The organism is Novosphingobium sp., assembly GCF_965229225.1.
Taxonomy (GTDB): domain Bacteria; phylum Pseudomonadota; class Alphaproteobacteria; order Sphingomonadales; family Sphingomonadaceae; genus Novosphingobium.
Window position 1 is genome coordinate 2,017,591 of sequence record NZ_OZ245867.1, and the last position, 16,237, is coordinate 2,033,827.

A 16,237-nucleotide genomic window follows, 5' to 3' on the forward strand; every position below is an offset into this window, starting at 1 on the left:
GTCAGTCTTGGGGGCAGCCCCCCTCTCTCCCAACCCTCTCCCCTGAAGTGGAGAGGGCTTTTGGGAAGCTTGGGCGTTGCGGTGCGTGTTCCTCAATCACTTTGCTTCGAACCGGCTGCCGCTACCACCAACCCTTCGTCATTCCCGCGACGGCGGGAAACCAGGGCGGCTTGCGCGGTGTGTGGGGCTCTGGATTCCCGCCTGCGCGGGAATGACGAGGATGTGGGGGGAATGACGGGGGTGGCGGGAGTGACGTGAGTGACGAAGCGTGGGGGTGCATCCTGACACGATGACGGGATGCAAGGGCGATGGCCCTTGCCCGCCGGAGGCTCCACTTTCTTGACCCGTAAACCGATCGCGACGCGTGCCGGGAGCGGAGCGGGTTTCATCAACCGTGTGACGTGAAGACCTTGTTGGGCGTCGTGCCGGCTACGCGTCCACCGCTCGACAGTTCCGACCAGTTCTGCACGTAAGCGCGCAGATCGCGAAAGCTGAAGGTCGCGCCGGCGCCTTTGCACACCTCGACGATGCGATCATAGACAATCGTGAAGCGGATCGCTTCCGACACGCAGAAGACCATCGTTGCGAGGTGTTCCTTGAGGTGCAGATCGTTGCCGCCCGCGAAGGCGGCGAGGGTCGTCACCGATTGGACGATGTCCTTTTTCGCGCGCGGTTTCTTGGCGATGTCGGTGCCCCCATCGGTAAAAATGCCCAAGCTGTTGCTGCCGACATAGCTGCACCCGAAGCGAAGCTCGTTGGCGCCGTTGTTCTCGTCCTTGAAGTAGAAGGTGCCGTTGCCGTTGCGGAACCCCTTGCAATAGAGGCCTGATTCCTTGACCAGCATCGTGATCTGCGCCGCGCCCGTGGCGACGACATTGATATCGACCATTGCGGTGGAGGCCACACGTTGCACCCGGTGGCCGCCGGGCACCGTGCTGGCATCGGTCACGAGCAGCGCAAGCGCCTTCATGTCTTGCGGGTAGGTGTCGAGACGAAGGTCTGGCATGGCGAACGGGCTCCCGCTTGGCGCAAACAGCGAGCACTCCGTGGAGCCGGAGCCGCTGGATGACCGACGATGTTGCGCGAACCCGTTAGTAATGTGGGGCTTGATTATCAGGCCCGGCGCGGGCTGTCATTGTGAAAACAGGCTGCGGAATGGCGGACAAGCTGCGGCGCGCGGGCGGGAATGCGGGGCGGTTGGCGTGGGGATGGCGCTGACGCGGTGATGGGATGCAAGGGCGATGGTCCTTGCCCGCCGGAGGTTGAATTACCCCTCTGTCAGCCCTGCGGGCTGCCACCTCCCCATTTGTGCTTCGCAAAAATGGGGAGGATCAATGGCTCAGCGCGGGAGTTCGCTTGCGCCCATCAGGGCTTCGTCCACGGCGCGGGCGCATTGGCGGCCTTCGCGGATGGCCCAGACGACGAGGCTCTGGCCGCGGCGCATATCACCGCAGGTGAAGATGCGTTCGTGGCTGGTGTGGTAGTCGACGGTGCCCGCCTTCACGTTGCCGCGCGCATCAAGTTCGACGCCGGACTGTTCGAGCAGGCCTGCCCTTCGCGGGCCGACGAAGCCCATGGCGAGGAAGATGAGATCGGCGGGGATGACGAAGGTGCTATCGGGCACTTCCTCCATCTTGCCGTTCTTCCACTCGACGCGGACGCATTCGAGGCCGGACACGTCGTTTTCACCCAGCACACGCTTGGTGAGGACGGCGAACTCGCGCTCGACGCCTTCTTCGTGGCTGGAGGAGGTGCGCAGCTTGAGCGGCCAGTTGGGCCAGGTGAGCGCCTTGTCTTCCTTTTCGGGCGGGCGCGGCATGATTTCGAGCTGGGTGACCGAGAGCGCGCCCTGGCGATTTGAGGTGCCGACGCAGTCTGACCCCGTGTCACCGCCGCCGATGACGACGACGTGCTTGCCGGTGGCGAGGAGCGAGCCGCGCGGGGCGGCGCGGATTTCGTCGTCTCCGGCGACGCGCTTGTTCTGCTGGGTGAGGAATTCCATGGCGTAGCGCACGCCGGGGAGTTCGAAGCCGGGGATGCCGATGGGGCGCGGATCTTCGGCGCCGCCGGCGAGGACGACCTTGTCGAAGTTTTCAAGCAGGCTGGCGACCGAGACCGTGACGCCGACTTCGACCGAGGTGCGGAACTCGACCCCTTCGGCCATCATCTGGACGAGGCGGCGGTTGATGAGGTGCTTCTCGAGCTTGAAATCGGGGATGCCGTAGCGGAGCAGGCCGCCGACGCGGTCCGACTTTTCGAAGACCGTCACCGAATGGCCGGCGCGGGCGAGTTGCTGCGCGCAGGCGAGGCCTGCGGGGCCGGAGCCGACGACGGCGACGGTCTTGCCCGTCTTGTGCGCGGGCACCTGCGGTTCGATCCAGCCTTCCTTCCAGCCCTTGTCGACGATCGAGCATTCGATCGACTTGATGGTGACGGGCTGGTCGACGAGGTTGAGCGTGCAGGCGGCCTCGCACGGGGCGGGGCAGATGCGGCCGGTGAATTCGGGGAAGTTGTTGGTCGAGTGGAGATTGTCGAGCGCGGTGCGCCAGTCGTTCTCGTAGACGAGGTGGTTCCAGTCCGGGATCTGGTTGTTCACCGGGCAGCCGTTGTGACAATACGGAATGCCGCAATTCATGCAGCGCGCCGCCTGGCCCTTGAGCGTGCTGTCGTCATGCGGGATGACGAATTCGCGGTAGTGCTTCAGACGCTCCTGCGGGGCGTCGTAGGAACGATCCTTGCGATCGATTTCGAGGAAGCCGGTTGCCTTGCCCATGTTCTTGATACCCTAGGATTATTCTGCGGCTACGCTGGCGGCTGCGGCGCGCTCGGCTTCGAGCTGGCGCAGCGCGCGGGCGTAATCGCGCGGCATGACCTTGACGAAGTGCGGCAGCGCCTCCGCCCAGTTATCAAGCAGCGCGCGGGCGTGCTTGCTGCCGGTGTGGAGGTGGTGGCGCTCGACGAGAATGCGCAGGCGTTCTGCATCGTGGCGGAGCATATCGCCCATGCCGAAATCGGTGACGTCCACTCCGCGCTGCTGGGGCCTGCCGGTGCCTTCATCCTCGTCGCGCTCGGTGCTGACGGGGAGAATGTCCACCATCGCAGCGTTGCACAGCGCCGGGAAACGGCCTTCCGGATCATAGACATAGGCGACGCCGCCCGACATGCCCGCGGCGAAGTTGCGCCCCGTCTTGCCGAGTACGACGACCACGCCGCCGGTCATGTATTCGCAGCCATGATCGCCGGTGCCTTCGACCACCGCGACGGCGCCCGAATTGCGCACCGCGAAGCGTTCGCCCGCGACGCCGTTGAAGTAGGCCTCACCCGCGATGGCGCCGTAGAGCACGGTGTTGCCGACGATGATGTTCTCGTTCGCGGCGCGGTCCACATGCGAAGGCGGACGGACGATGACGCGGCCGCCGGAGAGGCCTTTGCCGACATAGTCGTTGGCATCGCCGGTGAGATCGAGCGTGACGCCGTGCGCAAGGAATGCGCCGAACGACTGACCCGCAACCCCGGAGAGCGTGACGTGGATCGTGCCGGAGGGCAGGCCGCGATGGCCATAGCGCTTGGCCACTTCGCCCGAGAGCATGGCGCCGACGGTGCGGTTGACGTTGCGCACCTTGCTTTCGATGCGCACCGCCTCGCCGCGTTCGAGCGCGGGTTCGGCAGCGGCGATCAGCACGTTGTCGAGCGCGGCATCGAGACCGTGGTCCTGCGTGCCGCTCCAGCCGAGCGTGGTGCCGGCTGCGGGTTCGACGCGGTGGAGGAGGCGAGAGAGATCGATGCCGCGCGCCTTCCAGTGCGTGATCGCGGCGCGGGTATCGAGGCAATCGACACGGCCAACCATTTCACCGACGGTGCGGAAGCCGAGTTCGGCCATGATGGCGCGCAGCTCTTCCGCGACGAAGAAGAAGTAGTTGATCACGTGTTCGGGCTGGCCGGTGAAGCGTGCGCGCAGCACCGGATCCTGCGTGGCGACGCCGACCGGGCAGGTGTTGAGATGGCACTTGCGCATCATGATGCAGCCTGCCGCGATGAGCGGGGCGGTGGCAAAGCCGAACTCGTCCGCGCCGAGGAGCGCGGCGACCGCAACGTCACGCCCGGTGCGCAGGCCGCCATCGGCCTGCACCGCGATGCGGCTGCGCAGGTTGTTGAGCAGCAGCGTCTGCTGGGTTTCGGCGAGGCCGATTTCCCACGGGCTGCCCGCGTGCGTCAGCGAAGTGAGCGGCGAAGCGCCGGTGCCGCCTTCGTAACCCGAGATGGTGACGTGGTCCGCCTTGCACTTCGAGACACCCGCCGCGACCGTGCCGACGCCGACTTCGGAGACGAGCTTGACCGAGACGCGCGCCTTGCCGTTCACGTTCTTGAGGTCGTGGATCAGCTGGGCGAGATCCTCGATCGAGTAGATATCGTGGTGCGGCGGCGGCGAGATCAGGCCGACGCCGGGCGTTGAATGCCGGGTCTTGCCGATCACCTTGTCGACCTTGTCACCCGGCAGCTGGCCGCCTTCGCCGGGCTTGGCGCCCTGGGCCATCTTGATCTGGATGTCGTCGGCATTGACGAGGTATTCGGTGGTGACGCCGAAGCGGCCCGAGGCGACCTGCTTGATCGCCGAGCGCATCGAATCGCCGTTGGGCAAGGGCACGAAGCGATCGGGCTCCTCGCCGCCTTCACCGGTGTTGGACTTGCCGCCGATGCGGTTCATCGCGACGGCGAGCGTGGTGTGCGCCTCGCGGCTGATCGAGCCGAACGACATCGCGCCGGTGGCGAAGCGCTTGACGATATCGCTCGCGGATTCGACCTCTTCCAGCGGAACGGGATCGTTCGCGGGCTTGAATTCGAGCAGGCCGCGGATCGTAAGCATGCGTGCCGACTGGTCGTTGATGGTCTGCGCGAACTCGCGGTACTTGTCCGGGATATTGCCGCGCACCGCGTGCTGGAGTGCCGCGACATTCTCCGCCGTCCACGCGTGTTCCTCACCGCGCAGGCGCAGCTGGTACATGCCGCCGACATCGAGCATCTTGCGGTAGAGCGGGCTGTCGCCATAGGCCGCAGCGTGGCGGCGCACGGTTTCCTCGGCGATTTCGGTGAGGCCGACGCCTTCGATCATCGTGGCGGTGCCGGTGAAGTACTTGTCGATGAAGGCCGACGAGAGGCCGACCGCATCGAAGATCTGCGCGCCGCAATAGGACTGGTAGGTCGAGATGCCCATCTTGGACATGACCTTGAGGATGCCCTTGTCGATGGCCTTGATGTAGTTCTTTTCGACCTCGTAAGCCGAGAGCGGCAGTTCGCGGGAAACGCGGATCGATTCCAGCGTCTCGAACGCGAGATAGGGGTTGATCGCTTCCGCGCCATAGCCCGCGAGGACGCAGAAGTGGTGCACTTCGCGCGCTTCGCCGGTTTCCACGACGAGGCCGGTCTGCATGCGCAGGCCCTGGCGGACGAGGTGGTGGTGGACGGCGGCGGTGGCGAGCAGCGCGGGCATCGCGATGCGGCCCGCATCCTGCGCGCGGTCGGACAGGATGAGGATGTTCTTGTCCGCGAGCACCGCTTCGGTGGCGGCCCAGCACATTTCCTTGATCGCCATTTCGAGGCCGGCAGCGCCGGTCTTGGCGTCCCAGGTCGTGTCGATCGTCTCGGTGCGGAAGGCGCCGTCGAGCGCGGCTTCGACCGAGCGGATCTTGGCGATATCGGCGTTGGTGAGGATCGGCTGATCGACTTCGAGCCGCTTGTGCGTGCCGGCATCGTGGCCGAGCAGGTTCGGGCGCGGGCCGATCATCGAGACGAGGCTCATGACCAGTTCCTCGCGGATCGGATCGATCGGCGGGTTGGTGACCTGCGCGAAGTTCTGCTTGAAATAATCGAACAGCAGGCGCGAACGGTCCGAGAGGACGGCGATGGGCGTATCGGTGCCCATCGAGCCCAGCGGATCATCGCCGGTCGTCGCCATCGGTTCGAGGAAACGGGAAATGTCTTCCTGCGTGTAGCCGAACGCCTGCTGGCGATCGAGGAGCGAAGCGGTCGGCTCGGGCAGTTCGCCTTCCTCGGGCTCGACCACGGCGAGCTCCTTGAGCTTGTACTGCGCGGCGGCAAGCCACTCCTCGTAGGGTTCGTCGCTGGCGAGGCGGGCCTTGATTTCCTCGTCCTCGATGATGCGGCCTTCCTCAAGGTCGATCAGCAGCATGCGGCCGGGCTGGAGCCGCCACTTGCGCACGATGTCTTCCTCACGGAACGGCAGCACGCCGCTTTCGGACGCCATGCAGACGAGATCATCGCGCGTGATCGAGAAACGCGCGGGGCGCAGACCGTTGCGATCAAGCGTGGCGCCGATCTGGCGACCATCGGTGAAGGCGACCGCGGCAGGGCCGTCCCACGGCTCCATCAGCGCGGCATGGTATTCATAGAAGGCGCGGCGCTTGGCATCCATCAGCGGATTGCCGGCCCAGGCCTCAGGGATCAGCATCATCACCGCGTGGGCGAGGCTGTAGCCGCCCGCGAGCAGCAGTTCGAGCGCGTTGTCGAGGCTGGCGGTGTCTGACTGGCCATGCGGGATGAGCGGCCACATCTTGTCGAGATCGGGGCCGAGCAGCTCCGACTCCATGGTGCGGCGGCGCGCGTTCATCCAGTTGACGTTGCCGCGCACGGTGTTGATCTCACCGTTGTGGGCGATGAACCGGTAGGGGTGCGCCAGCTTCCAGCTGGGGAAGGTGTTGGTCGAGAAGCGCTGGTGGACGAGGCCGAGCGCCGAGACGCACAGCGGATCGCGCAGATCATCGTAGAACGAGCCGACCTGATCGGCGAGCAGCAGGCCCTTGTAGACCACGGTGCGCGACGAGAAGCTGGGCATGTAGAGCTGCGTAACGCCCGGCAGCCCATGCTTTTCGGCCATGGCGGCGAGCGGGTTCTGCGTCTGCTTGCGGATGGCGAGCAGCTTGCGCTCGAACGCGTCCTGATCGGGGCAGTTCTCACCGCGCCGGATGATGCACTGGCGCATCACCGGCATCTGTTCGATCACGGTCTTGCCGAGGCCATCGAGCGTGGTGGGCACATCGCGCCAGCCGACGAGGTGCTGGCCTTCCTTGGCGATGAAGCGCTCGAACACCTCGATCACGAAGTCGCGCGCGGGCTCGTCCTGGGGCAGGAAGCACATCGCGACGGCATAGTCGCCGGGCGCGGGAAGGTCCTTGCCTTCGCCTTGTGCCCAGCGGCGCAGCAGCGCATCGGGGATCTGGATCAGGATACCCGCGCCATCGCCCAGCAGCGGATCGGCGCCAACCGCGCCGCGGTGATCGAGATTACGCAGGATTTCAAGCGCTTGCTCGATAATTCCGTGGCTTTTGATGCCTTTGATATGCGCGACGAAGCCGACGCCGCATGCGTCATGTTCGTTGCGCGGATCGTAAAGGCCCTGAACCTGCGGAAAACCCATCACTTAAATCGCCCTGCACTCGGTCAAATGACGTCGGTTGATACGCCCAGCGCGAATCACGCTGTCCTGAGGACAACGAAAGTTGCGCGGAATCCCCCCATGACTGCAGGAATGTTATTTTGCAACTGCGCTGCGCGAATTGCCCGAAGGGTCCGGCGACGATCCGGCCGGAAATACGGATGCGTGGCAGAACCCGGCTTTCACCGGGCGCTACCATCGGCCTTGCCGTAGCGTCAGCCGCGGGCAGTCATGCGCTGGAGCGTGGCCAGCGCAGAGCGCAGAGCCGCATCGGCATCGGGTTGCGATGCAAGGGCTGCGGCCGCCGGTGCAGGTGCCGGTGCGGCGGGATCAGCCGGCCGGAGCGGGACGACAGCTTCAACCGGCGCGGCGACTGACACGGGACGCGCGAACTGCCGCGGTGCGGGGGCATCATCAGCCTCGTCGCCGGTCGAATCGCCGGCAGCAAGCGCACCGAGGCGGCGCAGGATGCCTTCGCGGGCGGAGCCGAAAGCGGGCGCTTCTTCAGCGCCAGCGACGCTGGCGATATGCGGGCGCGAGAAGGGACCGGGCACGGATACGGGCTGGACGGGTACTTCCTTGGCGGCGAGCGGTGCAGGTTCGACCGCTGAAACGGCGACGGCCTCGGCAGCATCGTCGGCCTTGATGACCGCTTCATTGGCAGCCTTCTGCGCGGCGATGGCGAGGGCCAGGCGTTCGATCAACTGGACAAGGCCAAGGCTTTCGAGCGGCGCTCCGGCGACGGGCGACCACTTGCCGTCCGGCACATCGGGCAGCGCGGCAGCGAAGCCAGCGGGGAGCTGCGGGGTCGCGGCAATCAGCGCGGGCGCGGCGGGGATTGCGGCCGCTTCGGGGGCAGGTGCAGGTTCGGCCGGACGCTCTGCCACTTCGGTCTCGGCGATTTCTGTTTCGGCGATGTCCGGATCGCCGAGATCGAGCGCGGAGAGATCGAGCGGACGGATGGCACCGGTGCCGCCGGGGGTGAATTCGGGAAGCCACGGGCCCGTCTCGTGCACCGTCTCGCGCACCGCCTCGCTGTCCGGAAGGCTGCGCTTGCGGCGCAGCAGCGGCTCGGCCAGTTCCGGCTCCGGTTCGGCGGCAGCTTCGACGAGCGGATCGGCAAATGCTTCGGCCAGCACCAGCGGACGGCGCGGCGGCGCATCGGGGTGGGCATCGCGGGCGCGGACCTTGTAGACGTCGTCCGGCTCGGGCTGGGCGACCGGTACAACCGTTTCGGCGCTGCGGGCCTCGGCGGATCCCGCCGGACGCAGGCGAATCCCAAGGGCAAGGCCCAGCGCAGCGCCGAACATGGCAAGCGCGAAGGCGACCAGCAGATGCGCGGTAAATCCAAGCGGCGGGGCGGCGGCGGGCACGAGCGCCGGCAGCCCGGTCTTGACCACGATCGCTCCCAGCAAACTGCCGGGAATGGCGAGACTGCCGAGGCCCAGCAGCGCCGCGAACCACACGGCCGCAAGGGCGGGGAACAGGCGATGAGCGGTGACCGGCGCGCTGGGACGCTTGCGCTTGCCCGCGCGGCGGGCGCGGCGCGGTGCCGGGTCCATATCCTGCGGATCGGGCTTCACCCAGTTCGTCGTGGCCTGAACTTTCTGGCGGAACGTACTCATGGCGCGTTTCAGATCCCGGTCCAATGGTGCCCCCGGAATAGCGCGTCCCTGGATCAGGCCGCAGCGCCGGAGATTGCTTGCTTCCGGGTTAACAGGGTTTGGTAAACGGAATCATAACGCGCCGCATTGACGGACCAGTCATGCGCGCGTTCGACGAAGGCGCGGGCGACCGTGCGGCGGGCATCCCACATCCCGCGATCACCCAGCAGCGCGGCCATCGCGGCAGCAAGACCGGCGGGATCATCGGGCGGGAACAAGGTGCCGGTCATTCCGTCCTCGATCAGTTCGCGGTGGCCGCCGACAGCGCTCGCGGCCACAAGCTTGCCCTGGGCCATGGCCTCCAGCGGTTTCAGCGGCGTGACGAGATCGGTGAGTCGCATCGCCTTGCGCGGATAGCAGACGACATCGACGAGCGCGTAGTACCGGTCCACTTCGTGGTGCGGCACGCGGCCGATGAAGTGGATCGCGTGCGCAGCGGGCGATGCGGCGGCCTGGGCGCGCAAGGCCGCTTCTGCCGGGCCGCCGCCGACGAGCAGCAGGCGGGCATCGCTCTGGCGCGCGAGGATCATCGGCATCGCGGCGATGAGGTCGTCGAGGCCTTCATAGGGATAGAAACTGCCGAGGAAGCCGATCACCGGCCCCTCGCCCAGCCCGAGGCTGCGGGCAAACGCGGCATCGCGTTCCAGAGGCTGGCCGAACAGCGCAAGGTCCACGCCATTGGGCATGATCGTGATCTTGGAAGCGGGTACGCCGCGCGTGACGAGATCGCTGCGCAGGCCCTCGCAGATCGTGACGACGGCATTCGCGCCGCGCACCACGCGGTCTTCGAGCGCGCGGGTCAGCCGGTAGCGCAGCGAGCCCTCGCTGCCGGTGCCGTTGCCGACCGCCGCGTCTTCCCAGAAGGCGCGGATCTCGTAGACGACGGGGAGGCCGAGCCGGCGGCCGGCGCGCACGGCGGCGAGCCCGCCGAGCGCGGGCGAATGGGCATGGAGAATCTCTGGACGCCATTCGTGGGCGACGCCCTCGATGCGCCGGGCGAGCGCGCCGATCTCCTGCCATTCGCTGAGGCCCGGAAGACGGGACCGCGGACCGGCCGGCGTGCCGGGGGTGCGATAGAATTGCAGCGCGTCATGCGTCTCCGGCTCCTCGCCCGTCAGCGCAGCGGTGTGGCGCTGGCCGGTCAGTCCGCGCACTTCGTGCCCCAACCCTTCCTGCGCTTTCAGGATCGCGCGGGTGCGGAAGGTGTAGCCGCTCTGCAGCGGAAGCGAATGATCGAGGATATGCAGGACCCGGGTCATGCGGATTGCCATGGCACGGCAGGACTTAACGCCGCGTCAACCGAGTTTGCCTAAACAGCAGGATCAGACGGTTCGATCAGGGGCCGGATGTTAAGCCTGGGCATGGCCGCATGATCGATATCTTCACCGTGGTCTTGCCGCATGTACTGATGGCGATTGCCGTCTGGCGCCTGCTGCACCGCGACGATCTCGATCAGGAGCCGACCTTGCCCGGTTTCCGGCGCGGGCCGCTGCGGCGCAAGGCGAAGGCGCCACTGCGCGGGGACGGCACCCCCGGTGCTTAATCTCTTCCTCACCGCCTTCGTGACCGCGTTTTTCGCTGCCGGGATCCGGCGGCCGTTCCTGTTCGTGCTGGCCTACGCCTATATCGATATTCTCGCGCCGCAGAAGGTCAGCTGGGGCTTCCTCCAATCGATCCCCATCAGCCTGATCGCCTTCATCGGCGCGGTGACCGCCTGGGCGGTGGCGGACGACAAGACCGGGATACGCTTCTCGCCGCGCCAGTTCCTGCTGCTAATGCTGCTGATCTATTGCGGGCTGACCACCCGCAGCGCCGATTTCCCCGAAGAAGCGCTCGAAAAGTGGAGCTGGGTGTGGAAGGCGCTCGTCTTTGCCCTGTTCCTTCCGCTCACCGTGCGCACGCGGCTGCGGATCGAAGCGCTGGTGCTGGTCATGGTGTTCTCGCTGGGCTGCATCGTGATCGGCGGCGGGATCAAGACGATCGCGTCCGGTGGAGGCGGCTATGGCGAGCTCAGGCTGCTGGTGAACGACAACACCGGCATCTACGAAGGTAGCACGCTGTCGATGGTGGCGGTCGCCACGATCCCGCTGATCGTCTGGCTGGCGCGGTTCGGCACGATCTTTCCGCCCGGCAAACTCGTCACGCTGTTCGCGCTGGCGCTGGGCTTCGCATGCTGCCTGATCCCGATCGGCACGCAGACCCGCACCGGCCTGATCTGCCTGGTCATTCTCATCGGGCTCTCGCTCCGTTCGGTGAAGCGGCCGCTGCTCTACATCGGGGTCATCGCGGGGCTCGCCTGCGCGGCCGTGCCGTTCCTGCCACAAAGCTATCTCGACCGGATGAACACGATCGAGAACCACAAGTCGGACCAGTCCGCCTCGACGCGCATGGCGGTGTGGATGTGGACGCTGGACTTCGTGAAGACGCGCCCGTTCGGCGGCGGCTTCGATGCGTTCCGCCAGAACCGGGTCAGCTATGACACGATCAAAGCGGAGAACGCGGGCGACAACAACACCGCGATCGAGACGCAGCGGATCGAGGAAAAGGCGCGCGCCTATCATTCGGGCTATTTCGAGATGCTGGGCGAGCAGGGTTGGCCGGGCCTTGGCATGTGGCTGCTGCTGCATGTCTCCGGCCTGTTCCAGCTTGAGCTGATCCAACGCCGGCTGCGCCGCAAGACCGATGTGGTCAGCCAGGCGGACCGCTCGCTGGCGCTGGCGCTGCAATCGGGCCACTGTGTCTACCTGTTCGGCGCCCTGTTCGTGGGCATCGCGTTCCAGCCCTTCATCTTCATGCTGATCGGCCTCCAGATCGCGCTTGCCATGCAGGTGGCGCGCCGTCTGGCACCCCCGTCGCAGTGGCAGCAGCGCAAGAAGAGCGTGGCGGCAGATGGCAGCGAACCAGCGAATGAGCCGCCCCTGCCCGGGAGCCTCGCACGATGACAGCGCAGCCGCTGCGGCTCGAAGCGCTGACCGGCCTGCGCGGGCTCGCGGCGTGGCTGGTCGTGTTCTACCATATTCGCCTGTCGCTTGCCGCCATCCTGCCCGCTCCGGTGATCGCGGTCCTCGCCAAGGGGTACCTCGCGGTCGATCTGTTCTTCATGCTCTCCGGCTTCGTGCTCTGGCTGACGTACGGCCCGCGGCTCGCCCGGTTCGCGCCGGCAGACATCGGCGCCTTCTGGTGGCGCCGCATCGCGCGGATCTGGCCGCTGCATGCGGTGGTGCTCTCAGGCTTTGTCATGCTGGCCATCCTGCTGACGATCATCGGGCGCGATCATGCGGGCTATCCTTTCGGCGAACTGCCGCTTCACGTGGTGCTGATCCAGAACTGGGGCTTCACCGGCGCGCTGGCGTGGAATCACCCGGCCTGGTCGATCAGCACGGAAATGGCGGCCTACCTGCTGTTCCCGCTGCTGGCCGTGGCGGGCCGCCCCGCATGGGGGCCAGCGGGACTGGTGGCCGGGCTCTGCCTGCTGCTGATGGGGCTTTTCGCGCTGTTTGCCGCGCTGGGCCATTCCAGCCTTGGCGATGCGATCACCTCGCTCGGCCTCGCGCGATGCCTGATCGAATTCACCGCCGGGACGCTGGCCGCGCGGCTCTGGCTCCACTGGCGCGGCCTGCCTTCAGCGCAGCGCATCGGCCATGCCTGCGGCGGCGCTGCTGCGGCCACTTGCGGTGCCGGGCTGTGGTTTGCCCTGCCCGAGACGGCATGGGTGCCGCTGACGCTGCTGCTGGTGCTGCTGGCGATGGCGCTGGCGGATGGCCGGATCGCGCGCCGGCTCGCCAGCGGCCCGGTACACTGGCTGGGCGAGGTGAGCTATTCGACGTACTTGTGCCATTTCGGCCTGTTCATCGTGTTCAAGCTGGCCTTTGTCGGCGCGGACCTGCAGCTCAATGTCTGGAAGCTCGCTGCGTTCATTGGCCTGCTCGTCGTGGTCTCGGGCCTCTCGCACGCATGGGTCGAGCTTCCCGCGCAGCGTGCGCTCAATGCGCTGCAACCCCGCCTGAACCGCAGCACCGCCCTTTCCCGCTGAACGCCCCCCGCAAGTACCCCCACGCAACGAGATTGTTGAACGGTCCGCCACTTGCCGCCATGGGAAGGCAACAGACAATTCTCGCAGCGGGAGACGATGCAATGAAGACGATGGCACCGGGCGCAATCAAGGAGCTGGTCGGCGAGGTGGTGGGCACCTCGGCATGGGTCGAAGTGACGCAGGAGCGGATCAACCAGTTCGCCGAGGCGACTGGCGACTTCCAGTTCATCCACATCGATGAGGAGAAGGCCAAGCTGACGCCGTTTGGCGGGACGATCGCGCACGGGTTCCTCACCCTCTCGCTGATCCCGCTGCTGACGATGGAAAGCGATTGCCCGCGCCCCGAAGGCGTGAAAATGGGCGTCAACTATGGCGGCAACAAGACCCGGTTCCTTGCGCCTGTGCGCTCTGGCAAGCGCGTGCGCGGCGTGTTCAAGCTGCTGGAGCTCGACGAAAAGCGCCCCGGCCAGTGGCAGCAGACCATGGAAATCACCGTCGAGATCGAGGGTGAGCCCAAGCCCGCGCTGATCTGCGAATGGATTACCCAGTTCTTCGTGTAAGCGCCCGGACGAGGTGATGGACACAGTGGCGCAGGATCGCCGTGATCCTGCCCCTTGCCAGCCCCGGTGACAGGATCAACCCGCGCACCAGCATGTCGAGCCGCGGATCGAGGCGGCTTGCAAGGCCATGTTCGACGAGCGCCCGCGCGCGCAATGTCCGACTGGGCACCCGCGCCAATTCGCGGCGGATGACCTGCGAGCCCAGCCGGTGGATGCGCAGCGCGCGGCGACCCGTCAGGCTCGCCTCGTGGCGGCGGTAGAGATAGAGATCCTCGTCGAGCTTGACGAAGTAGAAGCGGCGCGAGGCGCGCAGCCAGAAGTCGTAGTCCTCGACGCCGAACAGCGCCTCGTCATAGCCGGAGAGCGCCTTGGTGACTTCGGCGCGGTAGAGGAAGGCAGCGCCGATGCGATTGCCGAGCAGAAGATCGCAGGCGGGCCCCATCTTGTGGCAGCCGATCACCGCGCCGTTCGCGTCGATCACGCTGAAATCGGCATAGGCGATCGCGACGCCGGGATCGGCATCAAGCGCCGCCACCAGCCGCGCCAGCATGTGCGGCCGGGCAATGTTGTCGTCCGACGTCCACGTATGGAGCATCCCGCGCGCCGCCGCGAAGCCGGTGTTGAGCGCGCCGGGCAGGCCCTTGTTGGGGCGGTTGGTGATGATCCGCACCCGGCCATCCGCCTGCGCATGGCGCCTGAGGATGCTCGGCGTTTCGTCGGTGGAGCCATCGTCGACGCAGATCAGTTCGAAATCGCGGAAGGTCTGGCCGAGGATCGAACCGATCGCGGCATCGAGATAGGCGGCGCCGTTGTGGACCGGCAGCACGACGCTGACGCGCGGCAAAGGTGCAACGCCCTGCGACCAGGCGCTGCCATCGCCGCCGGAGGCAGGACCCGGCGGAGCGCCGCCATGGATGTGATGAGATACCATTTCCATGGACGAGCAGGTGCCAGACAAATGCAGCACCCGCTTTTCCGGACCGTTGCACTTTGTTTCGGACGCGCGAATCCGCCCCGGACAGGGGTCTGCTCAGCCCATGCGTGCCGTTTCAGTACAGAGCCGGCGCGGTTTCCTGCCACCAGCTGCCGGTGATCCGCCCCGCCGCCCGGGCAGCGGGGCGGTGGATCAGGCCACCACGCTCAGCTTGCGCGCGGTGCTGTTGCTGCGGATCCAGCCTTCGACCACCGGAGCGATCGAGGTGCGCCAGCGCGAGCCGTTGAAGATGCCGTAGTGGCCGACTTCTGGCGCGAGATGATACTTCTTCAGCTTTTCCGGAAGGTTCGGCGTGACCTTGAGCGCGGCCTTGGTCTGGCCGATGCCCGAGATATCGTCGCGCTCACCCTCGATGCACAGGATCGCGGTATCCTTGATCGCGGCGAGATCGACGCGGATGCCGCGGTGGACGAGTTCGCCCTTGGGCAGCGCGTGGGTCTGGAACACGACGTCGACGGTCTGGAGGTAGAACTCGGCGGTCATGTCGCACACCGCGCGGTACTCGTCATAGAACGCCTTGGCCGCGTCCGCGCTCTCGCCGTCACCCTGGATGAGGTGCTTGAACAGGCCATAGTGGCTCATCATGTGGCTGCCGAGGTTCATCGACATGAAGCTCGCGAGCTGGACGAAGCCCGGATAGACCTGCCGTCCGGCGCCGGGATAGTTGGCCGGGACGGTGGTGATCACGTTGTGCTTGAACCACACGTAAGGCTTGGTGATCGCGTGGTCGTTGACCGCGGTCGGGCTCTCGCGCGTGTCGATCGGGCCGCCCATCATGGTAAGCGTGACCGGGCGGCACGGGTTCTCGCGCACCGCCATCACGCCCGTTGCGGCAAGCGCGGGGACCGAGGGCTGGCACACCGCCATCATGTGCGTGCCAGGGCCGATGTGCTCGAGATAGCCGATCAGGTAGTCGATGTATTCGTCGAGATCGAAGCGTCCTTCGGCCATCGGCACGTACTTCGCGTCCGCCCAATCGGTGATGTAGACGACGGAGCGTTCGAGCATGCGCTCTACCGTGCCGCGCAGCAGCGTGGCGTAGTGGCCGCTCATCGGCGCGACGATCAGCAGGCGCGGCGCATCTGCGGGCAGGCCTTCGTGCGTGAACTTGCGCAAGTTGCCGAAGGGCTGCTGGATCTCCACCGTCTCGTTCACCGCGTGGGGCATGCCATCGACGGTGATGACCTTGAGACCGAAGGTGGGCTTGCCGCGCGGCGCGGCGGCGTGGGCGAACACCTCCAGCGCGGAGGCGAGCATCTGCGTGCCGCCGAACGGCGCCCAGGGATTGCGCGGATCGGCCAGCATGTCGGCACTCATCGATGCCATGGCGCTGCCTGCGTTGAGCATGGAGCGCTGGATCTCGTAAGCCTTGTAGAGCACTGCGAACACCTTTTTGTTGTTGCGGAGCCGTACGCTGCTCCGATTGCGCCCAGTGTGCCGCACATCTCGGCCTTGTGCAACGCACCATCGACCCAAGCTGGGCGCGAATGCCCCGCTGCCCCCTTTCGGCCCCTCGCCGCATGGGCTAGGGCGGGT

At 66.4% G+C, this 16,237-nt stretch carries 11 protein-coding genes; 4 read left to right on the top strand and 7 right to left on the bottom strand.

Going from position 1 to position 16,237, the window contains the following annotated elements; all coding sequences use genetic code 11:
• Positions 1-388: 388 nt before the first annotated feature.
• From ACO06X_RS09250 to ACO06X_RS09270, 5 genes are all read right to left on the bottom strand, one after another.
• Positions 389-1,006 (bottom strand): ribosome-inactivating family protein, encoded by a 618-nt coding sequence (locus ACO06X_RS09250; RefSeq protein WP_421839630.1) that lies wholly within the window; start codon positions 1,004-1,006, stop codon positions 389-391.
• A gap of 333 nt (positions 1,007-1,339) precedes the next feature.
• Positions 1,340-2,773: a glutamate synthase subunit beta gene (locus ACO06X_RS09255; RefSeq protein ID WP_421839631.1), complete on the bottom strand. Its 1,434-nt coding sequence runs from the start codon at positions 2,771-2,773 to the stop codon at positions 1,340-1,342.
• An 18-nt stretch (positions 2,774-2,791) separates the two neighbouring features.
• Positions 2,792-7,432, bottom strand: a complete 4,641-nt coding sequence (gene gltB, locus ACO06X_RS09260; protein WP_421839632.1) for a glutamate synthase large subunit — start codon at positions 7,430-7,432, stop codon at positions 2,792-2,794.
• A gap of 233 nt (positions 7,433-7,665) precedes the next feature.
• Positions 7,666-9,075 carry a hypothetical protein gene (locus tag ACO06X_RS09265; protein ID WP_421839633.1) on the bottom strand — a complete coding sequence of 470 codons (1,410 nt, stop codon included), beginning with the start codon at positions 9,073-9,075 and terminating at the stop codon, positions 7,666-7,668.
• A 53-nt stretch (positions 9,076-9,128) separates the two neighbouring features.
• A complete protein-coding gene (locus ACO06X_RS09270) occupies positions 9,129-10,373 on the bottom strand; it encodes a TIGR04063 family PEP-CTERM/XrtA system glycosyltransferase (protein ID WP_421839634.1) in 1,245 nt (414 codons plus the stop codon).
• 110 nt (positions 10,374-10,483) lie between these two features.
• Between ACO06X_RS09270 and ACO06X_RS09275 the strand changes: the two genes are divergently transcribed.
• The 4 genes from ACO06X_RS09275 (at position 10,484) to ACO06X_RS09290 (ending at position 13,707) form a co-directional block, all read left to right on the top strand.
• A complete protein-coding gene (locus tag ACO06X_RS09275) occupies positions 10,484-10,657 on the top strand; it encodes a hypothetical protein (protein ID WP_421839635.1) in 174 nt (57 codons plus the stop codon).
• Positions 10,650-12,056: a putative O-glycosylation ligase, exosortase A system-associated gene (locus ACO06X_RS09280; RefSeq protein ID WP_421839636.1), complete on the top strand. Its 1,407-nt coding sequence runs from the start codon at positions 10,650-10,652 to the stop codon at positions 12,054-12,056. The genes ACO06X_RS09275 and ACO06X_RS09280 overlap by 8 nt, the downstream gene beginning before the upstream one ends.
• Entirely contained in the window at positions 12,053-13,147 is a 1,095-nt protein-coding gene (locus ACO06X_RS09285) for an acyltransferase family protein (protein ID WP_421839637.1), read from the top strand. Before ACO06X_RS09280 ends, ACO06X_RS09285 begins: the two co-directional genes overlap by 4 nt.
• Before the next feature lie 110 nt (positions 13,148-13,257).
• Positions 13,258-13,707, top strand: coding sequence for a MaoC family dehydratase (locus tag ACO06X_RS09290; RefSeq protein WP_292945690.1), 450 nt, complete (start codon positions 13,258-13,260; stop codon positions 13,705-13,707).
• Here the strand turns inward: ACO06X_RS09290 and ACO06X_RS09295 are convergent.
• Positions 13,688-14,644 carry a glycosyltransferase family 2 protein gene (locus ACO06X_RS09295; protein ID WP_421839638.1) on the bottom strand — a complete coding sequence of 319 codons (957 nt, stop codon included), beginning with the start codon at positions 14,642-14,644 and terminating at the stop codon, positions 13,688-13,690. The two genes, ACO06X_RS09290 and ACO06X_RS09295, sit on opposite strands and share 20 nt — an antisense overlap.
• A 189-nt stretch (positions 14,645-14,833) precedes the next feature.
• Complete coding sequence (locus ACO06X_RS09300) at positions 14,834-16,081, bottom strand: polyhydroxyalkanoate depolymerase (RefSeq protein ID WP_421839639.1); 1,248 nt, start codon at positions 16,079-16,081, stop codon at positions 14,834-14,836.
• Positions 16,082-16,237 lie beyond the last annotated feature (156 nt).